The sequence below is a fragment of the Bordetella parapertussis genome (genome assembly GCF_020735925.1).
Classification (GTDB): Bacteria; Pseudomonadota; Gammaproteobacteria; order Burkholderiales; family Burkholderiaceae_B; genus Bordetella; species Bordetella pertussis.
In genome coordinates this window covers 242,560-265,215 of sequence record NZ_CP085971.1, presented here as the reverse complement: position 1 = coordinate 265,215, position 22,656 = coordinate 242,560, and the positions used below count along the sequence as shown (strand labels likewise).

At 69.2% G+C, this 22,656-nt stretch carries 23 protein-coding genes; 5 read left to right on the top strand and 18 right to left on the bottom strand.

The annotated features are described in order from the left end of the window. The first annotated feature begins 5 nt into the window (after positions 1-5). Genes LK409_RS01290 through LK409_RS01280 form a run of 3 tightly spaced genes read left to right on the top strand, consistent with a single transcriptional unit; the run spans position 6 to position 2,694 of the window. Positions 6-488, top strand: coding sequence for an ureidoglycolate lyase (locus tag LK409_RS01290; protein WP_225665729.1), 483 nt, complete (start codon positions 6-8; stop codon positions 486-488). Beyond that, on the top strand, positions 485-1,411 hold the full coding sequence (locus LK409_RS01285; RefSeq protein ID WP_003808100.1) for an allantoinase PuuE: 927 nt from the start codon (positions 485-487) through the stop codon (positions 1,409-1,411). Before LK409_RS01290 ends, LK409_RS01285 begins: the two co-directional genes overlap by 4 nt. An 8-nt stretch (positions 1,412-1,419) precedes the next feature. Further along, a complete protein-coding gene (locus LK409_RS01280) occupies positions 1,420-2,694 on the top strand; it encodes an amidase (RefSeq protein ID WP_010927632.1) in 1,275 nt (424 codons plus the stop codon). On the opposite strand, the gene LK409_RS01275 is transcribed toward LK409_RS01280, so the two are convergent. From LK409_RS01275 to amaB, 17 genes are all read right to left on the bottom strand, one after another. Beyond that, positions 2,691-3,962, bottom strand: coding sequence for a Zn-dependent hydrolase (locus tag LK409_RS01275; RefSeq protein ID WP_010927631.1), 1,272 nt, complete (start codon positions 3,960-3,962; stop codon positions 2,691-2,693). The two genes, LK409_RS01280 and LK409_RS01275, sit on opposite strands and share 4 nt — an antisense overlap. Before the next feature lie 37 nt (positions 3,963-3,999). Next, on the bottom strand, positions 4,000-4,797 hold the full coding sequence (locus tag LK409_RS01270; RefSeq protein WP_010927630.1) for an IclR family transcriptional regulator: 798 nt from the start codon (positions 4,795-4,797) through the stop codon (positions 4,000-4,002). Between the two features lie 72 nt (positions 4,798-4,869). Beyond that, a complete protein-coding gene (locus tag LK409_RS01265) occupies positions 4,870-6,075 on the bottom strand; it encodes a M20 aminoacylase family protein (RefSeq protein ID WP_010927629.1) in 1,206 nt (401 codons plus the stop codon). Further along, positions 6,072-6,848: an amino acid ABC transporter ATP-binding protein gene (locus LK409_RS01260; RefSeq protein WP_010927628.1), complete on the bottom strand. Its 777-nt coding sequence runs from the start codon at positions 6,846-6,848 to the stop codon at positions 6,072-6,074. The genes LK409_RS01265 and LK409_RS01260 overlap by 4 nt, the downstream gene beginning before the upstream one ends. Beyond that, on the bottom strand, positions 6,848-7,498 hold the full coding sequence (locus tag LK409_RS01255; protein ID WP_010927627.1) for an amino acid ABC transporter permease: 651 nt from the start codon (positions 7,496-7,498) through the stop codon (positions 6,848-6,850). Before LK409_RS01255 ends, LK409_RS01260 begins: the two co-directional genes overlap by 1 nt. Next, entirely contained in the window at positions 7,495-8,325 is an 831-nt protein-coding gene (locus LK409_RS01250) for an ABC transporter substrate-binding protein (RefSeq protein ID WP_003808093.1), read from the bottom strand. Before LK409_RS01250 ends, LK409_RS01255 begins: the two co-directional genes overlap by 4 nt. A gap of 84 nt (positions 8,326-8,409) precedes the next feature. Continuing rightward, entirely contained in the window at positions 8,410-9,645 is a 1,236-nt protein-coding gene (locus LK409_RS01245; protein ID WP_010927626.1) for a pyridoxal phosphate-dependent aminotransferase, read from the bottom strand. After that, positions 9,646-10,536: a 4-hydroxy-tetrahydrodipicolinate synthase gene (gene dapA / locus LK409_RS01240; protein WP_003808091.1), complete on the bottom strand. Its 891-nt coding sequence runs from the start codon at positions 10,534-10,536 to the stop codon at positions 9,646-9,648. Positions 10,537-10,928: 392 nt separating this feature from the next. After that, on the bottom strand, positions 10,929-11,672 hold the full coding sequence (locus tag LK409_RS01235; protein ID WP_003808090.1) for an IclR family transcriptional regulator: 744 nt from the start codon (positions 11,670-11,672) through the stop codon (positions 10,929-10,931). 89 nt (positions 11,673-11,761) lie between these two features. Next, positions 11,762-12,052, bottom strand: coding sequence for a hypothetical protein (locus tag LK409_RS01230; RefSeq protein ID WP_003808089.1), 291 nt, complete (start codon positions 12,050-12,052; stop codon positions 11,762-11,764). A gap of 2 nt (positions 12,053-12,054) precedes the next feature. Then, positions 12,055-13,056 (bottom strand): WD40 repeat domain-containing protein, encoded by a 1,002-nt coding sequence (locus LK409_RS01225; protein ID WP_003808088.1) that lies wholly within the window; start codon positions 13,054-13,056, stop codon positions 12,055-12,057. Then, a complete protein-coding gene (locus LK409_RS01220; protein WP_003808087.1) occupies positions 13,053-14,075 on the bottom strand; it encodes a CobW family GTP-binding protein in 1,023 nt (340 codons plus the stop codon). Before LK409_RS01220 ends, LK409_RS01225 begins: the two co-directional genes overlap by 4 nt. Positions 14,076-14,089: 14 nt before the next feature. Further along, positions 14,090-15,202 carry an LVIVD repeat-containing protein gene (locus tag LK409_RS01215; protein WP_010927625.1) on the bottom strand — a complete coding sequence of 371 codons (1,113 nt, stop codon included), beginning with the start codon at positions 15,200-15,202 and terminating at the stop codon, positions 14,090-14,092. 24 nt (positions 15,203-15,226) lie between these two features. After that, positions 15,227-16,186, bottom strand: coding sequence for a tripartite tricarboxylate transporter substrate binding protein (locus LK409_RS01210; RefSeq protein WP_010927624.1), 960 nt, complete (start codon positions 16,184-16,186; stop codon positions 15,227-15,229). 302 nt (positions 16,187-16,488) lie between these two features. After that, the gene (locus tag LK409_RS01205) at positions 16,489-16,839 is read right to left on the bottom strand and encodes a RidA family protein (protein WP_010927623.1); all 351 of its coding nucleotides are present in this window, start codon (positions 16,837-16,839) and stop codon (positions 16,489-16,491) included. Positions 16,840-16,869: 30 nt separating this feature from the next. Next, positions 16,870-18,033, bottom strand: a complete 1,164-nt coding sequence (gene metC, locus LK409_RS01200; RefSeq protein ID WP_010927622.1) for a cystathionine beta-lyase — start codon at positions 18,031-18,033, stop codon at positions 16,870-16,872. A 16-nt stretch (positions 18,034-18,049) separates the two neighbouring features. Further along, the gene (gene amaB / locus LK409_RS01195; protein WP_010927621.1) at positions 18,050-19,573 is read right to left on the bottom strand and encodes an L-piperidine-6-carboxylate dehydrogenase; all 1,524 of its coding nucleotides are present in this window, start codon (positions 19,571-19,573) and stop codon (positions 18,050-18,052) included. A gap of 219 nt (positions 19,574-19,792) precedes the next feature. Between amaB and LK409_RS01190 the strand changes: the two genes are divergently transcribed. Together LK409_RS01190 and LK409_RS01185 are read left to right on the top strand one after the other, a co-directional pair. Continuing rightward, positions 19,793-20,485 carry a GntR family transcriptional regulator gene (locus LK409_RS01190; RefSeq protein ID WP_226376497.1) on the top strand — a complete coding sequence of 231 codons (693 nt, stop codon included), beginning with the start codon at positions 19,793-19,795 and terminating at the stop codon, positions 20,483-20,485. A 142-nt stretch (positions 20,486-20,627) separates the two neighbouring features. After that, positions 20,628-21,614: a tripartite tricarboxylate transporter substrate binding protein gene (locus LK409_RS01185; protein WP_003808080.1), complete on the top strand. Its 987-nt coding sequence runs from the start codon at positions 20,628-20,630 to the stop codon at positions 21,612-21,614. Positions 21,615-21,659: 45 nt separating this feature from the next. Here LK409_RS01185 and LK409_RS01180 read toward each other — a convergent pair whose 3' ends face one another. After that, positions 21,660-22,625, bottom strand: a complete 966-nt coding sequence (locus tag LK409_RS01180) for a Bug family tripartite tricarboxylate transporter substrate binding protein (RefSeq protein WP_003808079.1) — start codon at positions 22,623-22,625, stop codon at positions 21,660-21,662. Between the last annotated feature and the right edge of the window lie 31 nt (positions 22,626-22,656).

Here is a 22,656-nt window from a genome sequence, read left to right as displayed (position 1 = left end):
CTTCCATGTATCTATCCGCCAGCACACTGAGCGCCGACGCCTTCTCGCAGTATGGCGAAGTGGTCGAAAACCGCGGGGACACGGCCAAGCGGCCGCTGTCCACGCCCTTCGGCTCGGCGCGCCAGGGCGTGACGCTGGGCTTTACCGTCAACCGCCTGCACCGCCAGCCGCTCGATGGCATCCGGGTGCGCACGCTGGAGCGGCATCCGCACTCGGCGCAAACCTTCATCCCGCTGGTGCCGTCGCGCCACGTGGTCGTGGTGGGCCTGTCCGGACCGGACGGCGCCCTGGCGCTGCCGACGCTGCGGGCCTTCGTCACCAACGGCCGCCAGGGCGTGTCGTACCGGACCGGCGTCTGGCACTATGCCTTCACCGCCATCGACACGGATTCGCAGGTCGCCGTGATCCTGGGCAAGACCGGCCGGGACGACGACACCGAATACACCGAACTCGACCAGGACGCCCTGGTTGTCTTCCACGAGGAATGACGATGCAGACCGACCGCTCGCTACTCACCCGCCGCGACTTCGTCGGCTACGGCAGCACGCCGCCCGACCCGCAATGGCCGGGCCAGGCCCGCCTGGCCCTCAATATCGTCGTCAACTACGAAGAAGGCTCCGAAGCCTCGTTCGAGGACGGCGACGGCCGCAGCGAGCTCGGCCTCACCGAAGTCACCGGCAGCAGCTTCCAGGGCCGCGACCTGGCGGCCGAATCCATGTTCGAGTACGGCAGCCGGGTCGGTATCTGGCGCGTGCTGCGCCTGCTGCGCGAGCGCGGCATGACCGCCACCTTCTTCGCCTGCGCCCAGGCGCTGGAGCGCAATCCCGCGGTGGCCCAGGCCATCCGCGCAGGCGGCTACGACGTCTGCTGCCACGGCTGGCGCTGGACGCCGCTGCAGGCCCTGTCCGAAGCGCAGGAGCGCGAGGAAATGCAGCGCGCCGTCGCGTCGATCGAACGCACCACCGGCCAGGCGCCGGCCGGCTGGTACTGCCGCTACGCGCCCACCGTGAATACGCGCAAGCTGGTGCTCGAGCAGGGCAGCTTCCTGTACGACTCCGACAGCTACAACGACGAGCTGCCCTACTGGGTGGACGCCGGCGACCGCCACCACCTGGTCATCCCGTACACCCAGGCGCACAACGACGCCAAGTTCGTGCGCAGCGGCATCGCCACCGCCGACGACTTCTTCGCCTTCCTGCGCGACTCGTTCGACATGCTGTACGCCGAAGGCGCCACCCAGCCGAAGATGATGTCCGTCGGCCTGCACATGCGGCTGGTCGGCCACCCGGGGCGGGCCGCCGGCCTGGCGCGCTTTCTCGACCACGTCGCGGCGCACGAGCGGGTCTGGGTGTGCCGCCGCCTGGATATCGCCCGGCACTGGCACGGCCTGCACCGGCCCGCGGCGCGCTGATCCGCGCCATGCAGCCCCTGCACCTGCTTGGCCTGGACGAGGCGCGCGAACGCCTGATGGCGGGCGCCTGCGACAGCGTCGACCTGGTCCAGGCCTGCCTGGACCGCATCGCCGCGCGCGAGGAGCAGATCCGCGCCTGGGCCTGGGTCGACGCCACGGGCGCGCTGCGCAAGGCGCGCGCCATGACCGGCGCCCGGCCCGACCCGCGGCGCCCGCTGGCCGGCCTGCCGATCGCGGTCAAGGACATCATCGACACCGCCGACATGCCCACCGCCTATGGTTCGCCCATCTACGCGGGGCACCGCCCGGCCTGGAGCGCCTATTGCGTGGCGGCCATCGAAACCGCCGGCGGCATCATCCTGGGCAAGACCGCCACCTCCGAATTCGCCCACTCGGCCCCGCCCGCCACCCGCAACCCGCACGCGCCGCAACACACGCCGGGCGGCTCGTCCGGCGGCTCGGCCGCCTGCGTGGCCGACTTCATGGCGCCGGCGGCGCTGGCCACCCAGACCGGCGGTTCCACCATCCGGCCCGCGGCGTTCTGCGGCGTCGTCGGCTACAAGCCCAGCCTCGGCCTGATCGACCGCACGGGCGTCAAGCCGATGGCCGAATCGCTCGACACGGTCGGCCTGATGGCCCGCGCCGTGGCCGACATCCAGCTGCTGGCCGGCGTGCTGGCCGGCGTGCCGGCCGCGCCGCCCGGGTCGGCCGCGCCGCGCATCGGCCTGTATCGCACCCCGCACTGGGAGCGCATCGACGCGCGCAGCCGCGACGCCCTGCTGGCGCGCCTGCGCCACCTCGAACGGCACGGCGCGCGCGTAGCCGAGGTGCCCGACCTGCCGGCGCTGCATCCGCTATACCAGGACCAGCGCGACATCATGAACCAGCAGGCCTCGCGCGCCCTGCTGCATGAGTACCGGCAGCATCGCGAGCAACTGAGCCCGGCGCTGCGCGCCGCCCTGGAGGCCGGCCGGGCCTGCTCGCCGGGCGCCCTACGGGCCGCCTGGCAGCGCACCCGGCGGGCGCGCCGCGCCTACGCCGAGCTGTGGGCCGACTACGATCTGATCGTCACCCCGGCCGCGCTGGGCGCCGCGCCCGCCGGCATCGCGTCCTCGGGCGATTCGCTGTTGAACCGCAACTGGTCGCTGCTGGGCGTGCCCACCCTGAGCCTGCCCAACGGCGCCGACCCGCGCGGCCTGCCCCTGGCCATGCAGCTGGCGGGCAGCCATGGCGGCGACGCCGCCCTGCTGGGCTGGGCGCGCTGGATCGAAGCCGCCGCCTAGCGGCCTGAGCCGCGCGGCGCGAAGCGGCGCAGGAAAGCGGCAAACACCTCGGCGGCCTGCTGCGCGTCCTCGGCGGACAGCGTCTCCAGCGGATTGTGGCTGACGCCGCCATTGCCGCAGCGCACGAACAGCATGGCCACGTCGGCAATCCGCTGCATCACCATGGCGTCGTGGCCGGCGCCGGACGGCAGCTCATGGACCGCCAGGCCCGCCTCGGACAGCGCGGCGCCGAACTGGTCCATCAGCCAGCGCGCGCACGGCACGCTACCCACCGGCGGCACCGCGTCCAGGCTCACCCGCACGCCGCGGCGGCGGGCGATCTGCTCGATGCCCGCGCGCACGTCGGCCACCGCCGCCTCGCGCACCGGATCTTCGGCGGCACGGATATCGATGGAAAACTGGCAGACGCCCGGGATCACATTGCCCGAGCCATTGGGCACCTGCAACTGGCCCACCGTGCCCACCAGCGTCGGAACCTGGCTGCAGCGCGACTCGACCAGCAGCACCATCTCGGCGGCGGCCGCGCCCGCGTCCTGGCGCAGGTTCATGGGCGTGGTGCCGGCATGGCCGGCCATGCCCTCGACGCGGGCCATGAACCGGCTGCTGCCGGCGATCTGCGTCACCACGCCCAGCGGCAGCCCGTGGTGCAGCAAGACCGGGCCCTGCTCGATGTGCACTTCGACGAAACCCAGCAGCGTGGCCGGATCCAGCGCGGCGGCCCGCAGCGCCGCGGGGTCGCCGGCGCCGGGCAGGCCGCTTGCGGCCAAGGCCTGCGCCAGCGTCACGCCATCGGCATCCTGGCGCGCCAGCAGCGCCGGATCGAAGCTGCCGGCCAGCACGCCGCTGGCCAGGAAACTGGTCTTGAAGCGCAGGCCCTCCTCTTCGGCGAAGGCGACCACGTCCAGGTGGTATGGCAGCCGCACGCCGGCATCGCGCAGCGCGCCGGCCACCGCCACCGGCAGCAGGATGCCCAGCCGGCCGTCATAGCGGCCGCCATCGCGCACCGTGTCGAAGTGCGAGCCGGTCATCAGCACGCGCGGCGCAGGCACGGCGGGGTCGGCGGCGTAGCGGCCGATCACGTTACCGATGGCGTCGATGCGCACCGCCATGCCGGCGGCCTCCATCCATTGCGCCAGCTGCGCCTGCGCCGCGCGGTGCGCCGGCGTCAGGTAGGCACAGGTCAGGCCGCCTTCCATGTCGGAGTGGCTGGCAAGCCGGGCGGCCTGCTCGACGATGGTCTGGCCCAGGGATGCGAAAGCAGCGGTCATGGCGGATCTCCGGAAAGGGTTGGGACAGGGGCGGCCATCAGCTTTCGGCCAGCCGGGCGGTGACCTCGCGCGCGGTCGACATGACCAGCGGGCACCAGTCCTGCACCACCTGTTCGACCGCCGTCACTTCGCTGGAATACGACACGCCGATGGCGGCCACGTCGCCCGTGGCGGGGTCGCTGATCGGGCAGGCAATGGTGATGTCGCTGGCGAAATCCTCTTCCACGCCCAGCACGTAGCCGTCGCGGCGCGCCGATTCGACGCGCTCCATGATGCGGTCCATCTGCCAGATGGAGTTGGGCATCAGCGGCTTGAGATCCGAGCGCTCCAGCACCTCGCGCACCGCCTCGTCGGGCATGGCCGAGAAGATGGCTATCCCGGTGGCCGTGCAGTAGGCGGGAATGCGCGCCCGGTCGCCCAGGTCGTTGTTGAGCATTTCCTGGCTGGTATAGCGCACCGGAAAGACCGTGTCCGTGCCATCGAGCATGGCCAGGTTGACCGAGGCGTTGGTCTTGCGGCGCAGGAACTTCAGGTACGGGTTGGTGCACACGACGAGACGATTGGTCTCGAGATAACGCTGGCCGATGTCCAGGCAGCGGCGCGACAGGCGGTACTCGCCGTCGCGGCCCACCTTGTCCAGGTAGCCCAGCCGCCACAGCGTGTGTGCGGCGCGCTGGGCGGCGCTCTTTTCCATGCCGATCTCGCGCGCGGCCTGCGAAAAGCCGCTCATGGGCCTGGATTTGTCGAACGCCTCGAGCAACCGAAAGGCTTTGGCCACGCTATTGACGAACAGATGATCCTTGTCCGCCTCGCCAGCGGCCTTCTTGGACGCCATAGATCCCTCCAAAATTCCGAATGCCGCCCTGTCCAGGCGCGGCAGTGTGTTCCGCAGGCCGGGTAGCCGGCGCTATGCCAGCGGGCCCGCCCCGCCGCGGGGCAGGCAATGGCCGGCCAGCCTGACCCAATAGGCGGCGCCGACGGCGGCGATCTCGTCATTGAAGTCATAGCCGGGGTTGTGCAACCCGCATACCGTCGCCGTTTCACCCTCGCGCCCGCCGCCATTGCCCAGCATCAGGTAGCAGCCGCGCAATGCCTGCAGCATGAAGGCGAAATCCTCCGCCCCCATGGTCGGGATGAACCCGTCATTTAACCATTTCGGCCCCAGCCATTGCACGATCGCGTCGCGGCACAGCGCCGTGGCGCCGGCGTCGTTGATGGTGGCCGGCACCGCGTGTTCGATCTCGATCCGCGCCGCGCAGGAAAACGCCGCCGCCACGCCCTGGGCGATGTCCCGTATGCGCGCGCAGGTCCGTTCCAGCACCGCTGGCGACAGGGTGCGCAACGAGCCCGCCAGCCAGGCCTGGTCGGGAATGACGCAATGATTGTCGCTGCCGCCCAGCTGCGTTATCGACAGCACGACGCTGTCGTGCGCGGCGGTATTGCGCGTCACCACCGTCTGCAGCGCCTGGTGCAGCGCCGCCACGGCGGCCACCGGATCGATGGCCTGCTCGGGCAGGGCGGCGTGGCCGCCCTTGCCGGTATATGTCACCTTCACGCGCGAGGACGACGCCATGATGGGCCCGGCCGTCAGCGCGAATTTGCCCGCCGCCAGGCCAGGCCAGTTGTGCAGGCCGAATACCGCCTGCATGGGATGGTCGCGGAAAAGCCCGGCCTCGATCATGGCGCGCGCCCCGCGGCCGTTCTCCTCGGCCGGCTGGAAGATCAGGTAGATCGTGCCGTCGAAGTCGGGATGGCGCTGCAGGTACCGCGCCGCGCCCAGCAGCATGGCCGTGTGGCCGTCATGCCCGCAGGCATGCATGCGGCCCGCATGGCGCGACGCATGCCCGAACGTATTGGTCTCGTGAATCGGCAAGGCGTCCATGTCGGCGCGCAGCACCCCGACCACGGCCGTCTCGCCCAGCCCGTCGAGCACCGGTATGCCCCACTCCTGCAGGCAGGCGCGCACCCGGCCGGCCGTGCGATGCTCCTCGAAGCTGAGTTCGGGGTGGGCGTGCAGGTCATGGCGGATGCCGCGCATGAGCTCGCCCGTCTCGCGCCCGACCGCCTCGACCAGCGGATCGGCGGCCCAGCCGGGCCGCGCGCCGGCCGTCATTGCACCCTCCGCAGGAATTGCCGGATGCGCTCGCTGGCCGGCGCATCGAAGAAGCTGGCCGAGGGCGCATCCTCGAGCACCACGCCGCCCTCCATGAAGATCACCCGGTCGGCCACGTCGCGCGCGAAACGCACTTCGTGCGTCACCACGACCATGGTCATGCCCTCGTCGGCCAGCTTGCGCATGACGCTGAGCACTTCGTCGCGCAACTCCGGATCCAGCGCCGAGGTCGGCTCGTCGAAGAAGATCACTTCGGGCTTCATGGCCAGCGCGCGCGCAATGGCTACCCGCTGCTTCTGGCCGCCGGACAGGCGGCTGGGGTATTCGTTCTCCTTCTCGGCCAGTCCCACCTGGCGCAGCAGCGCGCGCGCCTGCTCGATGGCCTGGTCCCTGGCTGCGCCCTTGACCTGTACCGGGCCTTCGATGATGTTCTTGATCACCGTCATGTGCGAGAACAGGTTGAACGACTGGAACACCATCGCCGTCTTCTGGCGGATCTCGCGCACCCGGCGGCGCTGCTCGCGCTTGAGGCCGGCGCCGGCCTGCACCGCCACCTGCGTGCCGCAGATCGTGATCGCGCCCTCGTCCGGCACTTCGAGGAAATTCAGGCTGCGGATGAAGGTCGTCTTGCCGGAACCCGACGGCCCCATCACCACCACCTCGCCGCGCCGGATCGTCAGATCCACGCCCTTGAGGACCGCGTTGGCGCCAAAGGACTTGCGCAGCCCTTCGACCTGGACCACCGGCGCCCCGGCTGCTTGGTCGTGTTGCATCATGCCACCCCCTTGCCCAGCTTGCTCTCCACCCAGACCTGGATGAACGTCAGCATCTGGTTGATCACCCAGTACAGCGCGCCGGCGATGATGAACATCTCCATGTAGCGGAACGTATTGGAGCCGATCTGCTCGGCCATCTTGGTCAGTTTGACCACGGTGATGGTCGAGGCCAGCGACGTGTCCTTCATCAGCGCGATGTAGCGCGTGCCCATGGTGGGCGCGGCGATCCGGATCGCCTGCGGCAGGATGATGCGGAACAGGCTGCGCGCCGCCCCCATGCCCAGCGACTGCGCCGCCTCGATCTGGCCACGGTCCACGCCCAGGATGCCCGAGCGGAAATTCTCGCTCAGGTAGGCGGCCGAGCACAGCAACAAGGCCAGGATTGCCGTCGGCACCGGCTCGAGCTCGATGCCGTAGTGCGGCAGGCCGAAATAGATCAGCAGCAATTGCAGCAACAGCGGCGTGCCGCGAAAGATGGACACATACCAGAACGCCAGCCAGCGCAAGGGCGCGACCGGCGACAGCCGGAACAACGCCAGCACCAGCCCCAGCGCGGTGCCCAGCACCGCGGAACTGAGGCCGAGCAGCAGCGTCATCAGCAAGGCGCCCTGGATGATGGGCGCCGCCTTGTGCAGCAATTCGATCATCGCGCGTCCTTGGGCAGCTTCTTGAGCTCCTCGCCCATCTCGATGCCGGCCAGCCACTTGCGGGAGATCTCGTTCAGCGAGCCATCATCCACCATTTCCTGGATGACCTTGTTGACGATGGCCGCCAGATCGTCCTGCCCCTTCTTGTAGGCGATAGCCCCGATGTCCTGCGACAGGTCCGGGCCGGCGATCTTGACCGGGAAGCGCCCTTCCTTGGCCGCCGTCATGCCGGTCACGCGGTCGGTGATGCGCGCATCCACGCGGCCGATGGCCAGATCTTGCAGAGCCAGGAAGAAGTTGTCGTACACGCGGATCTGCGCGTCCTTGACATGCTGGCGCGCCCACGCCTCGTCGGTGGTGCCGGCGGCCACGCCCAGGCGCTTGCCGGCCAGGTCTTCCAGCGAACGGATGGAGGTGTTGTCGTCGCGCACGAAGATATTCTTCGACACGACCATGTACGGATTGGAAAAATCGGCGGATTTGCGGCGCTCCTCGGTGGGCGTGAGGATGGCCACCACCATGTCGTAGCGGTCGGCGTTGAGCCCGGAGATGAAGTTCTTGTACGAGTCGGTCACGAACGTCACCTTCCCGAACCCCATGCGCTTGCCCATCTCGCGCGAGACATCCAGATTGAAGCCGATGGGCTTGTTGGTGTCGTCCATGTAGCCCCAGGGCTTGAGCGAGTCGGACGTGGCGATCCGGATCTCGTTCTTGGCCCGGGCCTTCTCCAGCACGGTCTCGGCATGGGCGTGGGCCAGGCCCAGCGCGAGCGGAACGGCCATCAGCCACTTGAGCATGGCGGGCATCTTGCGGATCACTGCATTCATGTCTGTAACTCCCCGTTGGATGGACGGCCTGGTATGCGGCCGCCCGTGTTTTCAATCACAGTCGCTGCACGATGAAAAGCGCGGCTAGCAATGCGCCGCCGCGTCCAGAAGGCCGGTCAGGCCCCGTTCTATGGTCTGCTCGTCGGTCGCGAAGGAAATCCGCACCGAACCCGGCGCGCCGAACACCGACCCCGGCACCGCCGCCACGTGGCGCGTCTCCAGCAGCCATTCGCAGAAGGCCTGGTCGGGCTCGGGATCGCCGCGAAAGCGCTCGCCGCCGGCCAGCGCCTCGGACAGGTCCAGCATGGCGTAGAACGCGCCGTCCGGGCGCTGCAGCCGCACGCCGGACTGGCCGCCGGCGATCTGCATGACCAGGTCGCGGCGGCGGCGGTAGGCCGCCGCCATCGCATCGATCGATTCGCGCGGGCCATTGAGCGCGGCCACCGCGGCAGCCTGGCTGATCGAGCATGGCGCCAGCGTCGTCTGCGCCTGCAGGTTGGCCATGGCCTCGATGATGTCGGCCGGGCCGCCCGCGAAACCCAGGCGCCAGCCCGTCATCGCATAGGCCTTGGAGACGCCGTTGACCACCACGATCCGCTCGGCCAGGTCCGGGCACAGCTTGCGCAGCGACGCCGGCGGCTCGGCCGTGTAGTTGAGATGCTCGTAGATTTCGTCGGTCAGGATCAGCACGTCGGGCCGCTCGCGCAGCACCTCGCCCAGCGCGCGCAGCTCGTCGCTGCCGTAGACCAGCCCCGAAGGATTGCTCGGCGTATTCAGGATCACCCAGCGGGTACGTGGACCGAGCGCCGCGCGCAGGGCCTGCGGCGTCAGCTTGTAGCCGTCCTCGGCGCGCGTGCCCACGAACGTGGGCACGCCGCCGGCGGCGTAGACCATGCCGGTATAGGCCGCCCAGTACGGCACCGGCAGCAGCACTTCGTCGCCGGTCTCCAGCGTCACGGCCAGGGCGTTGGCGATGACCTGCTTGGAGCCGGTCCCGACCATCACCTCTTCGTCGCGAAACGCCAGGCCATTCTCGCGCTGGAACTTCTGGCGCACCGCCTCCCGCATGGCAAGCGAACCGCGCACCGGCGTGTAATGCGTATCGCCGCCGCGCATGGCCTGCACGGCGGCTTCGATGACGTGCGCCGGCGTGTCGAAATCGGGTTCGCCGGCGGTCAACGATGCCACCTGCATTCCCTGGGCCTGCATATCGGCCACCTTGGCGATGGCCAGGTAGATCTTGGATGTGGTCACCCGCGCCATGCGCGCGGCGACACGCCGCCCGGCGGCAACGGCCGCGCTGTCGGAGATCGTATTCATTCAGGACTCCAGTGCTTCGAATGCCTGCTGCAGGCGCAGCAGGGTTTGCGGGCCGGCCGGCTGCAACGGCAGCCGCGCCTCGCCGAACGCGAAGCCCTTCAGTTGCAGGGCGGCCTTCAGGCCCACGGGGTTCATTTCGGAATAGACCGCATCGGCCAGCGCGCCCTGGCGGTGATGCAACTGCAAGGCCTGCGCCATTTCGCCGGACTCGACCAGCGACTGGATGCGCGCCCAGGGCGCCGGATCCAGGTTGGACATCGCCAGCACGCCGCCGACCGCGCCCAGCGCCACCGCGGCGGGAAACAACGGCTCTTCGCCCGACAGCACGGCCAGCGTGTCGCCGGCCAGGTGGATCAGGCGGGTCAGCTTGGCGAAATCGGAACCGCTGTACTTGATGCCGACGATGGTCCCGTCGCCGGCCATCGCCGCGATGGTTTCGGCGCGCAGCTCCACGTTCGTGCGGCGCGGAATCTCGTACAGCACGATGGGCAGGTCCACGGCCGCGCGGTAGCGCTCGAAATAGGCGCGCACGCCTGCGTCGCCGGCCAGCGCGTAATACGGCGTGACCACCATCAGCGCGTCGGCGCCGGCCTCCCTGGCCGCCAGGCCCGCCTGCACGGCGTCCTCGTAGCCGGTGGCCAGCACGCCGGCGACGACCGGCACGCGGCCCCGGGCCGCCTCCACCGTCCAGCGCACCACGTCGGCGCGCTCCCGCGCGCAGAGGGCGGGATACTCGCCGGTGCCGCCCAGCGGCGCCAGCCCGGCCGCGCCCCGGCCGATGAGGAACTCGATATGCGATCGCAGCACCTCACGATCCACGCCGCCTTCCCGCGTAAACGGGGTGGGCGTGGCCGTGATGATGCCGCGCAAAGTCCTGGCACTGATCAACATCTTCCACCTATCAATGAATTGCATTACAATTTATATGAATCACAATATAATGATAGATGATTGAAATAACCCGCCTCAATGCGGGTTTTCCCTTTTCGTGGGCGCGAGCCGGCGCGCGGACGCGCCATGGCGCATTCCCGCGTCGGGTGCTTGTTCATGAGGGGATCGCGCGCGTGCCGCATGGACGACGGGCGCATCGGGCACGCCCGCCTTCACGCAAGGATTCGCTTCTGGAGCCGGCCCCTGCTTGGGGCCTGGCGCCTGCAAGATTTCATGGCGTCTGTCAGTGCGTGTGCCTGTCCCCGCTGGGACAGGCACACTGCCGTACGCCATCGGCGCTTGATGGCCAAGACGGTATCTGTCCCGCGGGGACAGGCACCGGATGGCATGCCCTACCCCCGGTAGCCCAGCTCGCGCGAGATGATGCGGGCGGTCTCCTGCAGCATGGGCCGCACGCGCGCCACCACGGCGGCGTCCATGCGCGCCAGCGGGCCGGAAATGCCGATGGCCGCCGACACCTTGCCGGTGGCGTCGAACAGCGGCGCGCCCATGCCGTAGACGTCCTCGCGCCATTCGCCTGCGTTCTCGGAGAATCCCTCCTCGCGCACGCGCCGCAGCTCGGCCTTCAGGGCCGCGTGGCTGGCGATGCTGCGGGCGGTATGCTTGACCAGCTTGGCCGGCAGCGCGGCCGCCAGGTCATCGCAATAGGCCAGCAGCATCTTGCCGGTGCCGGTGCAATAAGCCGGCGCACGCCCGCCCACGCGGGTATACGAGCGTACCGGCTGGGGGCTGTCGATCTTGTCGATGTACAGCACGTCGGCGCCGTCCAGGATGGCCAGATGCACGGTTTCCTGGCTCTGCTTGACCAGCGCCTGCATGTGCGGGCGGGCGATGCGCGACAGGTCCATGCGGTCGGCGATCTGCGTGCCCATCTCCCATAAGCGCATGGTGCAGCGGTAGCGGCGCGTCAGCGCGTCCTGCTGCACATAGCCGCTTTCCATCAGCGTCTGCAGCAGGCGATGCACGTTGCTCTGCACCAGATCGAGATCGGCGGCCAGTTCCGTAATACCCATGGGCTCGGGGCTGGCGGCCAGCCGCTCGAGCAAATGCAAACCCTTGACCAGTGTCTTTCCCATAAGATCCCGCAGCGCGCCATGCCGCGCGCCGATGCTCAGTGTCCGGATAGCGGATTCTACAAGATGGAATCGTCTCCCACTTTGGCCCGTCAATCGCCGATGCAGCGCAGCCCGGTGCCGCCGCCGTGCCGGCGCGCATAGCGGGCGCGCTGCATCGCCAGGTACGACAAGGCGATGCGGCGCGCCTCGAACATGCGCTGGAAGCTGCCCATGTCCATCACGCCGCACGACACCGCGAAGAACGTGCCCCAGGCCTGCTCGGGCACGCGCTCGCCGGGCATGCCGGCCTCCACCTGGCGGGTGCGCTCGACCAGCGCCTCCGATGGCGGCGGCACCTTGCGATAGGTGCCGCGGTCTTCATAGTCCACTTCCGCGCACATGTTCAGCCCTCCTCGCCCGTATCGGCCTGGATCACGCCGCACGCCCCCGATGGCGTGCCATAGGCCAGCCGCGCGCCGGCCCGATCCCAGGCCAGGCAGGCGACACGGTCGCGCCCGGCCTGCCCCAGTATGCGCCGCAGCGCGCCGTCGGTGCTCTCCAGCACCATCAGCCCGTCGGCGTAGCCGACCGCGACCCAGGGCCGTGCCGGATGGCAGGCCACCGCGCTCACCTCGCCGTCGGGCCGCTCGCCCAGGGCCAGCGGCGTACTGCCGATGGGTCCTTCCTCTCCCTCGAACGGCCACAGGACCGCCCCGGCCGAGCCGTCGGTGGCCAGCCATTGCCCGCCGGCCAGCCACGACCAGCTGCCCACCGCGCGCGGATAGCCGACCATGCGGAAATGCCGCAAGGTATCCAGCCGCCAGCCATGCAGCACGGCATCGCGCGTGGCCACCAGCACGAAACGGTCGTCCGGCGAGAACGCCACCCGCGTGGGCATGCCTTTCCAGTCCAGGCGCTGCGGCTCGCCGCCGGCCTGGCGGTCGTACAACGCCAGGCCGTCGTAGCCGGCAACGGCCAGCCAGCGTCCGCCATGGCTGAATCGCAGCGCCTGCACGGGCCGCTCCTGCGGCAGGGCCGCCGCCTCCCCGCCGCCCCCGGCCAGCCACACGGTGCGTCCGCTGGCGTAGGCCAGGGCGCCATCGGCGGCCACGGCCAGCGCCGTCACCCATTTGTTCGGCACGCTGGCCACGCAGTCCGGCTCGCCCGCGCCGGCCCGCATCACGCGCCCGTCCTCGCCCGCGCTCAGCAGCCAGGCGGCCGCATCGGCCTGGCCCGGCGCCGCGCACGCCGACAGCACATCGCCGTCATGCAGCGCGACGACGCGGCGCTGGTCGCCTTGCTGCACGTGCAGGCGGCCGTCCATCGCCAGGAAAAACGCCTGTTCGCCGGCGAACCCGGCCCGCAGGCACGGCACGCCGAGGTCCAGGCGGTTGAGCATCTTCATTGCGATCTGCACGCCTCGAATCCGGCGCGCAGCGCCTGGGCGTCCAGGCCACGGCCGATGAAGACCAGCTTGCTGGCGCGCGGTTCGTCGTCGCGCCAGGCGCGCTGGTGCTCGCCCTCGACGATCATGTGCACGCCCTGGATGATGTAGCGGCGCGCGTCGTCATCGAGCGCCAGGATGCCCTTCATGCGCAGGATGTCCGGCCCCTGCTTTTCCACCAGGCTGTGTATCCAGGGAAAGAAGCGCCGCCCATCCAGGGCGCCGGCCTGCAGCGACACCGACATCACCGAGATCTCGTGATGATGGTGGTGGTGGTCGGTCCCGCCCTGGCAATGCGCGTCGTGCTCGTGCTCATGGCCGCAACCGGCCGGCGCGGCCCGCGCCTCCAGCTCGACGCAGCGCTGCAGGTCGAACGCGCCGATGGACAGGATGCGCGCCAGGTCGATCTCGGCGCGCTGCACGCGGTGGCAGGCCGCGTACGGATTGATCGCCGCCACCCGGCGCTGGACCTGGTCCGCCTCGCCGGCCGACACCAGGTCCACCTTGTTGATGAGCACCACGTCGGCGTAGACGATCTGGTCCTCGGCCTCCTGGCTGTCGGCCAGCCGCAGCGGAAAATGCTTGGCGTCGACCATGGTGATGACCGCGTCCAGCTCGGTCTTCTCGCGCACCTCCTCGTCCATCATGAAGGTCTGCACCACCGGCGCCGGATCGGCCACGCCGGTGGTTTCCACCACGATGGCGTCGAAGCGGCCGGGCCGGCGCAGCAGCTTGTGCAGGATGCCGATCAAGTCGCCGCGCACGGTGCAGCAGATGCAGCCGTTGTTCATCTCGTAGATTTCCTCGTCGGATTCCACGATCAGATCGTTGTCGATGCCGATCTCGCCGAACTCGTTGACGATCACGGCATACTTGCGCCCGTGCTGGCCGGTCAGGATGCGGTTGAGCAGGGTCGTCTTGCCGGCCCCCAGGTGTCCCGTCAACACCGTCACCGGCACCTTGCGCGTGGCTTCCGACATGACTGCCCTCCTCCTCAGATGCGCTCGAGAATGTGCATGCCGCGGTTGCGGTCGATGATGTACATCAGCCCCTCCTTGGTCAGGAAGACGTCGTTGGTCTGCGCCCGGTCGAAGCCCGGGATGTCCGGCTCGAAGTGCGCCACCTCGCGCGGCGCGTGCGGGTTCTTCACGTCGACCACGCGCAGGCCCTTGGCGAACCACGCCACCGGGATCTCGGTGCCGTACACCTGCTCGGCCGGCTGGTGGCAGCCCGTGAACTCGGGCATGTTCTTGTCCATCAGCTCTTCGATCTGGTAGGTGGAGATCGGCACCGGCTGGGTTTCGTCGGTAATGTCGAACAGCCACATGAACGGCGGCGGCGACGGGCGCACCTTGCGCACGTCCTCGTCGGCCACGATGGCGATCTTGCGGCCGGCCAGCTCGAACGGCAGCGGCAGCACGGTATGCGTGGGGTGCGCGAAGGCCGGGCTGTACGCGAACTTCGACACCAGCTTGGGCTTGCTCATGTCCTCGATATCGAGGATGACCATCCCGCCGTGCCAGTACGCCACGTACAGGCGGTTGCCGCGTCGCAGCACCTGGTGGCACCACGTCATGCGATAGCCTTCGTCGGGCGTCTCGCCGCCCGCGACCCACTGGCCCGGCATCCACCAGCGCCCCACCTCGCGCGGCTTGGCCGGATTCTCCAGGTCCAGGATCATCGCGATGTTCAGGTGATAGCCCTCGACCTCGGGCGTGATATAGGTGTGGCGGCCGTCGAAGTCGAAGCGGTGCACGCCGGTGCCGGCGGTCTTCCAGAAACAGATCTGGCGCGGATTGGTGGGATCCGACACATCATAGATGGCCAGGCCGCCCTGGAAGTTCTCGCCCAGGATGTACGGCGGCGGACACTCCCAGTTGACCAGCATCAGGTCGTTCTCGACGCGCACCTTGTGCGTGTGCACGCCGTCCGGAATGGGAATGTGCGCCACCTGCCGCGGATGCCGCGGATCGCTGATGTCCACGATCGTCGTGCCCGCCGGGGCGTCCATGTGCGCGATGTAGGCGTAGTTGCCCTGCACGTAGACCTGCCCCCCGCCGGCGCAATCGAAATACGCCACTTCCCGCAACCCCTTGATGCTAGCCATGAATATCCTCCAGGTAACCGTGCATCACTGCTTTGCCAGCAAACCCAGCGAGTCCAGCAGCTTGGTGTGCTGCTTGTACTCCGACCACAGCATGGCCTTGGTCTGGGCGCCGTCCATGTAATCCACTTCCACTTCGCGCGAGGCGATGAACTTCTTGAAATCGTCGTTCTGCATGGCCTGCTTGAAGGCGTCGTGGATGTATTGCTTCACGCCGGCGTCCATGTTCCTGGGGCCGAAGAAGAAGAACTTCAGGCCCACGCCCACGTCGTAGCCGATCTCCTTGAAGGTGGGCACGTCGGGGTGGTAGGGCACGCGCTGGGCCTGGAACACGCCCAGGATGCGCAGGCGGCCCTCGTCGACCAGCGCGCGGCCCTCGCCGGCATTGATGACGATGGCGTCGACATACCCGCCCAGCAGCGCCACGCTGCTTTGCGCCCAGCCCTTGTACGGCACTTCCAGCACGTTCAGCTTGGCGGCCTGCACCAGCTGCGCCATGTTCAGGTGCGAGGCGGTGCCGTTGCCCGTGTGGCCCAGGCTGTACTTGCCGGGCGACTGGCGCACGGCCTTGATGAAATCCTGCGCCGTCTTCCAGTCCGCGTCGCCGCGCACCGCCAGCATCTGGTACGACGAGAACACATTGATGATGGGATCGATGTCATCGGGCGTCTTGTACGCCAGGCCCTTCATCATCTGCGGCGCATCGACCACGGCGCCGGTGGGCGTGAAGCCGATGCTGCTGCCGTCGGGCCGCGCATTGACCACCGACGCGATGCCGATCGACCCGCCCCCGCCGGGCCTGCTCACCACCGCCACGCCGTCGGGAAACTTGGCATGCGCTTTCTCGGCCACCATGCGGGCGACCAGGTCGGTCAGTCCGCTTACCGTGAATGGATTGACGATAGTCATGGTTCCCCTGGGCGCCTGCTGCGCGCCCACCATGCTGGGCAGAACGGCGAACAGCGCCGCCACAATCAGCTTCTTCATACCACCACCTCCTGGTCTTTCGATGATCTTTGCGTGCCGGCGCGCTCGACGATGGACCTGGCCTTGCGTGCACGGGAGTGGTTGCTGCGGGTGCTGCTGCGGGACGGTTGTCGGCCGCCTCGATAATTCTATTTTATGGAATTAAATTCCAAATTAATCGATCGATGCGAGATGATACGAGCCGGTTTTTGCCGCTGTCAAGACGCGGTTTCCACGACTTTCCGCGCGGCGCGGCGCACGCGATGCGCAGCGCCGAAAGCCGCGCTGGGCGGCTGGAAAAAGCAGGCCGCAAGAGGCGGCGCTCAGCGCGCGGCGGTCACCTGCACTTCCACCAGGTAGCCCGGCAAGGCCAGCCGCGCCTCGCTGGGCGTGCGGGTCGGCGCCCGGCCCGGCACCACCCAGGCGTCCCACAGCGGATTGATCGCCTCGAGATCGCGCATGTCCTTGAGCAGCACCATGGCCGACAGCAGGCGCGACTTGTCCGTGCCGCAACGCGCCAGCAGCGCGTCTATCTGCGCCAGGATCTGCCGCATCTGGTCCTGCACCGTACCGCCCGGGTCGTCGGCCACCTGGCCGGCCAGGTACACCGTGTCGCCGTGGATGACCGCCTTGCTGTAGCACGGGCTGGTCTCGACATACTGGATATCGCTCATTTGCTGCATTCCCCTCATCGTTATTGATAGTCAGCCGCGCGCCGCCGCCATATGGCGGTCCAGCGCGCGAGCCAGGTCGGCAATCAGGTCGTCCGGGTCTTCCAGGCCGATGTGCAGGCGCACCAGCGGCCGGCCGCCCAGGGCCGCCGCCGACGTATTGCGCACCGGATGGCTGGGCAAGGCAAGGCTTTCGAACCCGCCCCAGCTCACGCCGATGCCAAAGAGCCGCAGATCGTCCACGAAGCGCGCCAGCGCGGCGTCGTCGCCGGCGCGAAAGGCCACGCCGAACAGGCCGCTGGCCCCGGAGAAATCGCGCCGCCACAAGGCGTGGCCGGGGCTGTCGGGCAGCGCCGGATGCAGCACCTGCTCGACCTCGGCGCGCGTGCGCAGCCACTGCGCCACGCGCAGCGCGCTGGCCTGGTGGCGCTCCAGCCGCACCCCCAGCGTGCGCAGCCCGCGCAGCGCCATATAGCAATCGTCCGGGCTGACGGCGTTGCCATACTGCGCGGCCGCGCGCCGCAGCGCCGGAAACTGTGCCTCGTTGGCCACCGCCACGCCCAGCATCGCGTCCGAATGGCCCACGATGTACTTGGAGGCCGACTGGATGCTGATGTCTATGCCCAGCGCCAGCGGCTGGCAGAACCACGACGTGGCCCAGGTGTTGTCCACCACCGAGACCAGGCCGTGGCGGCGCGCCACCTCGGCCAGCGCGCGCAGGTCCTGCATTTCGAAGGTCAGCGAACCGGGCGCCTCGCCGTAGATCACGCGCGTGGCGGGCCGCACCAGCGCGTCGAGGTCCGCGTCCGGCGCGTACCAGGTGGTCTCGACGCCCAGCCGGGCCAGCTCCTGTTCGCAGAACGCCCGCGCCGGCCCATACACCGTGTCGGCCATCAGCAGATACTGGCCCGGTTCGAGCAGGCTGCCCAGCACGCGCGTGATGGCCGCCAGCCCGCACGGGAACAGCATGGCGCCATGGCCGCCGTCGAGCTCGGTGCAGGCGGCCTCCAGCGCCCGGCTGGTCTGGCTGCCGAAGCGGCCGTAGTACAGGCTGTCCTGCTTGCGCGACGCCGCCGCCTGGTAATCCGCCACCGACGCGTGCAGGAAGGTCGAGGTCCTGCACGGCGGAATGTTCACCAGCCCCTCGAACCGCTCGGGATCGCGGCCCAGGTGCACCAACCGGGTATCGGGTTTCATGGCGCGGGCTTCCCGGTCAGGCCACGTCGAACTTCACGCCCTGCGCCAGCGGCAGCGCATTGCCATAGTTCACCGTATTGGTGGTGCGGCGCATGTAGGCCTTCCAGCTGTCGGAGCCGGCCTCGCGCCCGCCGCCGGTCTCCTTCTCGCCGCCGAATGCGCCGCCGATCTCCGCGCCCGAAGGCCCGATGTTGACGTTGGCGATGCCGCAATCCGAGCCCTCGGCCGACACGAAGCGCTCGGCCTCGCGCAGGTCGTTGGTGAAGATCGACGACGACAGCCCCTGCGGCACGTCGTTCTGCAGCGCGATGGCCTCGTCCAGGTCGCGGTAGCGCATCACGTACAGGATGGGCGCGAAGGTCTCGCGCTCGACCACCTCGCTCTGGGCCGGCATCTCGACCAGGGCCGGCCGTGCGTAATAGGCCTGGTCGTGCCCGCCGACCGGCTCGCGCGCGCCGCCGGTCACCCGGCCGCCCGCCGCGCGCGCATCGGCCAGCGAACGCTGCATGGCGTCGAAGGCGGCCTGGTCGCGCAGCGGACCGATCAGGGTGCCGCTGTCGCGCGGATCGCCGATGGCGACCGATTCGTAGACCTGCTGCAGGCGCGCCACCAGGTCATCGGCGATCTGCTCGTGCACGAAAATGCGGCGCAGCGAGGTGCAGCGCTGGCCGGCCGTGCCCATGGCCGAGAAGGCGATGCCGCACAGCGCCAGGTCCAGGTTGGCCGACGGGCAGATGATGGCGGCATTGTTGCCGCCCAGCTCCAGGATGGAGCGGCCGAAGCGTTCGGCCACCTTCGGCCCCACCTTGCGGCCCATGGCCGTCGAGCCGGTCGCCGACACGATGGGAATGCGGGGGTCGTCGACCAGCGCCTCGCCGACCTCGCGCCCGCCGATCAGCACCTGCGAAAGATGGGCCGGCGCGTCGCCGAACCGAGCCAGGGCCCGCTCCAGCAGCGCCTGGGTCGCCAGCGCCGTCAGCGGCGCCTTCTCCGAAGGCTTCCACAGCAGCGAGTCGCCGCACACCAGCGCGATGGCCGCGTTCCAGGCCCAGACGGCCACCGGGAAGTTGAAGGCCGAAATAATGGCCACCGGGCCGGCCGGATGCCAGGTTTCCATCATACGGTGCTCGGCGCGCTCGGTGGCGATGGTCAGGCCGTACAGCTGGCGCGACAGGCCGGTGGCGAAGTCGCAGATGTCGATCATTTCCTGCACCTCGCCTTCGGAGAGGATCTTGCCGGTCTCGATGCTGACCAGCCGGCCCAGCTCGGCCTTGGCGGCGCGCAGCTCCTCGCCCAGCAGGCGCACCAGCTCGCCGCGCCGCGGCGCCGGCACCTTGCGCCAGGCCAGGAAAGCCTGGCGCGCATCGGCCACGCGGGCGCGCGCCTGTTCGGCCGTCAGCTCGGGCAGGCGCGCGATCGCCTGCCCGTCGATCGGCGAGCGCACCTCCAGCGTGCCGCCGTCGTACCGCGCCGGGTCTACGCCCAGCTGCTGCAACAGGCGCCTGGTTTCCTCGGGAGTCGCGCTATGCACTGTCGTCATGATCTGGATCCTTTCAGGTGATGGTCGCAAGCGGCGGGCGGCGCGGGCCGCGCCTCCGGCAGATGGCTGCCGGACCGCCAGTTTTCTATTTTATGGAAATCAATTCCAAAAATATGATAAATGAAAAATCGGCTTCGGCACAACACCGGCGCACGAGACGGGCGCGGACCCGTTGCACTACTATCTGCCGGGCTGCCCCCTTGATGCGAGTAGATGAGAATGATGGAACCCGACGTGCCCCACGACGGCGCGACCGACGACAAGGCCTCGATGCCCCTGCGGCGCCAGGCCGAGGACGCGTTGCGCAAGACGATTCTTTCCGGGCGCTTCATGCCGGGAGAACGGCTGAAGGAACGCGAGCTCATGGAATTGCTCAACGCCAGCCGTACCCTGGTGCGCGAAGCGCTGCGCCAGGTCGAGGCCGAGGGCCTGATCGAGATCGTGCCCAACCGCGGACCGGTGGTGGCGGTGCTCAGCTACGAAGAGGCCGAGGAAATCTACGAGGTGCGCGGCATCCTGGAAGCGCAGACCTGCACCGGCTTCGCGCTGCGCGCCGGCAGTGGCCACATGAAAACGCTAGGCGCCGCCTTCGACGCGCTCAGCGAGGCGGCGCGCCAGGGCGACATCCCGCGCACGCTGACGCTCAGCGATACGTTCTACCACACCATCGCCGCCGGCTGCGGCAACCGCCTGCTGGGCAACATGCTGCGCCAGCTGCACAACCGCATCGTGCTGCTGCGCCGCACGTCGCTGTCCGAGCCCAGCCGCCTGCCCGAGACGCTCTACGAACTGACCCAGATCTTCGAGGCCCTGAAAGCCCGCGACGAAATCGCCGCCGGCAAGGCCGCGCTGCACCACGTGCGCCAGGCTTCGCGCACCGCCTTGCAGGTGCTGCGCAGCCGCCAATCCTGAGGCTGGCAACTTAAATCGTAGTACCAAATAGATTTTTTTATTAATTTCGTAGTACGATTTGGCCGCCAAGCAACATTCTTGGCGGCCAGCGCGCGGGCGCATCCCGCTCGGGCCGCCACCCTGCCCAAGGAGCATTGCGGTCATGAAGCGAAGAACATTCAACATCGGGCTGTTGGGCCTGATGGCAAGCGGCGCCCTGGTGCGCACCCGGCCCGCCATGGCGCAGGACGCCGCGCTGCCGTCCCTGGTCACCCTGGTGGCGCCGTTCGCCCCGGGCGGCGGCGCCGACCAGCTGGCCCGCGAATTCGCCCACTTCGCCCAGTCGCGCGCGCCCGGCACGACCTTCGTGGTCGAGAACAAACCCGGCGCCAATGGCGCCATCGCCGCGCGCCACGTCGCGCGCCAGCAGCCCGACGGCGCGACCCTTCTGCTGGGCACCTCCAGCACCCACGCGCTCGGCCCGCTCATCGCCAAGGCCGATCCGGCCCTCATCGTCAAGGAATTCAGCCCCGTCACGCTGCTGGCCACCACGGCCAATGTGCTGGCGGTCGCCAGCACGTCGCGCTGGAAAACGCTCGATGATTTCGTCGCCGACGCGCGCGGGCAGGCCCTGACCTACGGCACCTTCGGCACCGGTTCCTCGGCGCACCTGTATGGCTTGCTGCTGGCGCAATCGACCGGCGCCAGGCTCTCGCACGTGCCCTACAAGGGTTCCAGCCAGGCGGCCACCGATCTGCTGGGCGGCCATATCGACGCGGTGTTTCTCACCAGCAGCGCGCTGGAAGGGCTGGCGCGCGAAGGCAAGGTCCGGGTGCTGGGCGTCACCGGCAAGACGCGCACGCGCGTGTTCCCCGACGCCAGGACCTTCGAAGAGCAGCGCGTGGCGCAACTGGACTTCAGCGGCTGGTTCGGGCTGTTCGCGCCGGCCGGCACGCCGGCCCCGCGGCGCGAGGCCATCGCGGCGCTTGCCGCCAGCCTGGGCAAGGATGCCGCCGCCAGCCAGCGCATGACCGGGCAGGGCTACGACTGGGTCGGCTCGTCGCCGCAGGCGCTGCAGGATTCGCTGCTGGACACCCTGGGTATCTACCAGAAGGTGCTCGCCACCCGGCCCGACGGCCTGGGCGGCTGAGCGCACGTCCATGGGCCGCGCCTGCGCGGCCCATGCGGCACGCCGCTATTCCAGCGAGATGCCGGAGTCCTGCGCCACCTGGCGCCACTTGCGGCTCTCGGTCGCCAGCTTGTCGCGGTACTGCTCGGGCGAGCCGCCCACGATGCCCACGCCGCGCGCCGCCAGCTTGGCCCGCACATCGGGCAACGCCAATACCTTGGCGAACGCCGCGTTCAGGCTGGCGATGTCCTGCGGCGGCGTGCCCACCGGCGCGAAGATCCCCATCCAGCCTTCGGCGGTCAGGTCCGCGTAGCCCAGCTCGCGCAGCGTCGGCACCTCGGGCAGCTCGGCCAGCCGCGCCGGCGACGGCGTGGCCAGCGCGATCAGCTTGCCCGACTGGATGTGCGGCTGGGCCACCGCCACCGTGTCGAAGGTGAAATTCACGTCCCCGGCCAGCAGCGCGGTCATGGCCTGGGCGCTGCCCTGGTACGGGATGTGCGAGGCCGAGATGCCCGTGGTCGACAGGAACAGTTCGCCGATCAGGTGATTGGTCGAGCCCATGCCGAACGACGAGAAATTCAGCTTGCCCGGCCGCGCCTTGGCCGCGGCGATCAGGTCCGGCACGCTGCGCACGGTCGAGGAGGCCGGCGCCACCAGCACGAACGCCACGCTGCCGACTTCGGTGACCGGCATGAAGTCCTTCTGCACATCGTAGGGCGCGGTCTTGCGCGTGATCGGGTTGATCAGCAGTTCGGCGCTGGTGCCGAAGAACAGCGTATTGCCGTCCGGCGGCGCGCGCCGCACCGCCTGCGCGCCCAGCGTGCCGGCCGCGCCGGCGCGGTTCTCGACCACCACCGGGCGGCCGAGCTGCTGCGGCAAGTGCTCGGCCACGATACGGGCCGCCCCGTCGGTGCCGCCGCCAGGCGGAAAGCCGACGACCAGCTTCAACGGCGCGGCGGGATCGGCCGCCAGGGCCAGCGGCGCGGCCGCCAGGCCGGCCAGCACAATGGCAATGCGTTTGGTCCAGTTCATGCGCTACCTCGTGTCATCCAGGGTTTGAAAA

Coding starts and splice junctions, on each gene's coding strand:
- LK409_RS01270 (WP_010927630.1), bottom strand. CDS start 4,797: ATGGCGTCCAAGAAGGCCGCTGGCGAGGCGGACAAGGATCATCTGTTC.
- dapA (WP_003808091.1), bottom strand. CDS start 10,536: ATGTTGATCAGTGCCAGGACTTTGCGCGGCATCATCACGGCCACGCCC.
- LK409_RS01280 (WP_010927632.1), top strand. CDS start 1,420: ATGCAGCCCCTGCACCTGCTTGGCCTGGACGAGGCGCGCGAACGCCTG.
- LK409_RS01265 (WP_010927629.1), bottom strand. CDS start 6,075: ATGACGGCCGGCGCGCGGCCCGGCTGGGCCGCCGATCCGCTGGTCGAG.
- LK409_RS01250 (WP_003808093.1), bottom strand. CDS start 8,325: ATGAATGCAGTGATCCGCAAGATGCCCGCCATGCTCAAGTGGCTGATG.
- LK409_RS01225 (WP_003808088.1), bottom strand. CDS start 13,056: ATGAAGATGCTCAACCGCCTGGACCTCGGCGTGCCGTGCCTGCGGGCC.
- LK409_RS01190 (WP_226376497.1), top strand. CDS start 19,793: ATGATGGAACCCGACGTGCCCCACGACGGCGCGACCGACGACAAGGCC.
- LK409_RS01210 (WP_010927624.1), bottom strand. CDS start 16,186: ATGAAGAAGCTGATTGTGGCGGCGCTGTTCGCCGTTCTGCCCAGCATG.
- LK409_RS01185 (WP_003808080.1), top strand. CDS start 20,628: ATGAAGCGAAGAACATTCAACATCGGGCTGTTGGGCCTGATGGCAAGC.
- LK409_RS01220 (WP_003808087.1), bottom strand. CDS start 14,075: ATGTCGGAAGCCACGCGCAAGGTGCCGGTGACGGTGTTGACGGGACAC.
- LK409_RS01205 (WP_010927623.1), bottom strand. CDS start 16,839: ATGAGCGATATCCAGTATGTCGAGACCAGCCCGTGCTACAGCAAGGCG.
- LK409_RS01255 (WP_010927627.1), bottom strand. CDS start 7,498: ATGATCGAATTGCTGCACAAGGCGGCGCCCATCATCCAGGGCGCCTTG.
- LK409_RS01180 (WP_003808079.1), bottom strand. CDS start 22,625: ATGAACTGGACCAAACGCATTGCCATTGTGCTGGCCGGCCTGGCGGCC.
- LK409_RS01275 (WP_010927631.1), bottom strand. CDS start 3,962: ATGACCGCTGCTTTCGCATCCCTGGGCCAGACCATCGTCGAGCAGGCC.
- LK409_RS01260 (WP_010927628.1), bottom strand. CDS start 6,848: ATGCAACACGACCAAGCAGCCGGGGCGCCGGTGGTCCAGGTCGAAGGG.
- amaB (WP_010927621.1), bottom strand. CDS start 19,573: ATGACGACAGTGCATAGCGCGACTCCCGAGGAAACCAGGCGCCTGTTG.
- LK409_RS01215 (WP_010927625.1), bottom strand. CDS start 15,202: ATGGCTAGCATCAAGGGGTTGCGGGAAGTGGCGTATTTCGATTGCGCC.
- LK409_RS01290 (WP_225665729.1), top strand. CDS start 6: ATGTATCTATCCGCCAGCACACTGAGCGCCGACGCCTTCTCGCAGTAT.
- LK409_RS01235 (WP_003808090.1), bottom strand. CDS start 11,672: ATGGGAAAGACACTGGTCAAGGGTTTGCATTTGCTCGAGCGGCTGGCC.
- metC (WP_010927622.1), bottom strand. CDS start 18,033: ATGAAACCCGATACCCGGTTGGTGCACCTGGGCCGCGATCCCGAGCGG.
- LK409_RS01285 (WP_003808100.1), top strand. CDS start 485: ATGACGATGCAGACCGACCGCTCGCTACTCACCCGCCGCGACTTCGTC.
- LK409_RS01245 (WP_010927626.1), bottom strand. CDS start 9,645: ATGAATACGATCTCCGACAGCGCGGCCGTTGCCGCCGGGCGGCGTGTC.
- LK409_RS01230 (WP_003808089.1), bottom strand. CDS start 12,052: ATGTGCGCGGAAGTGGACTATGAAGACCGCGGCACCTATCGCAAGGTG.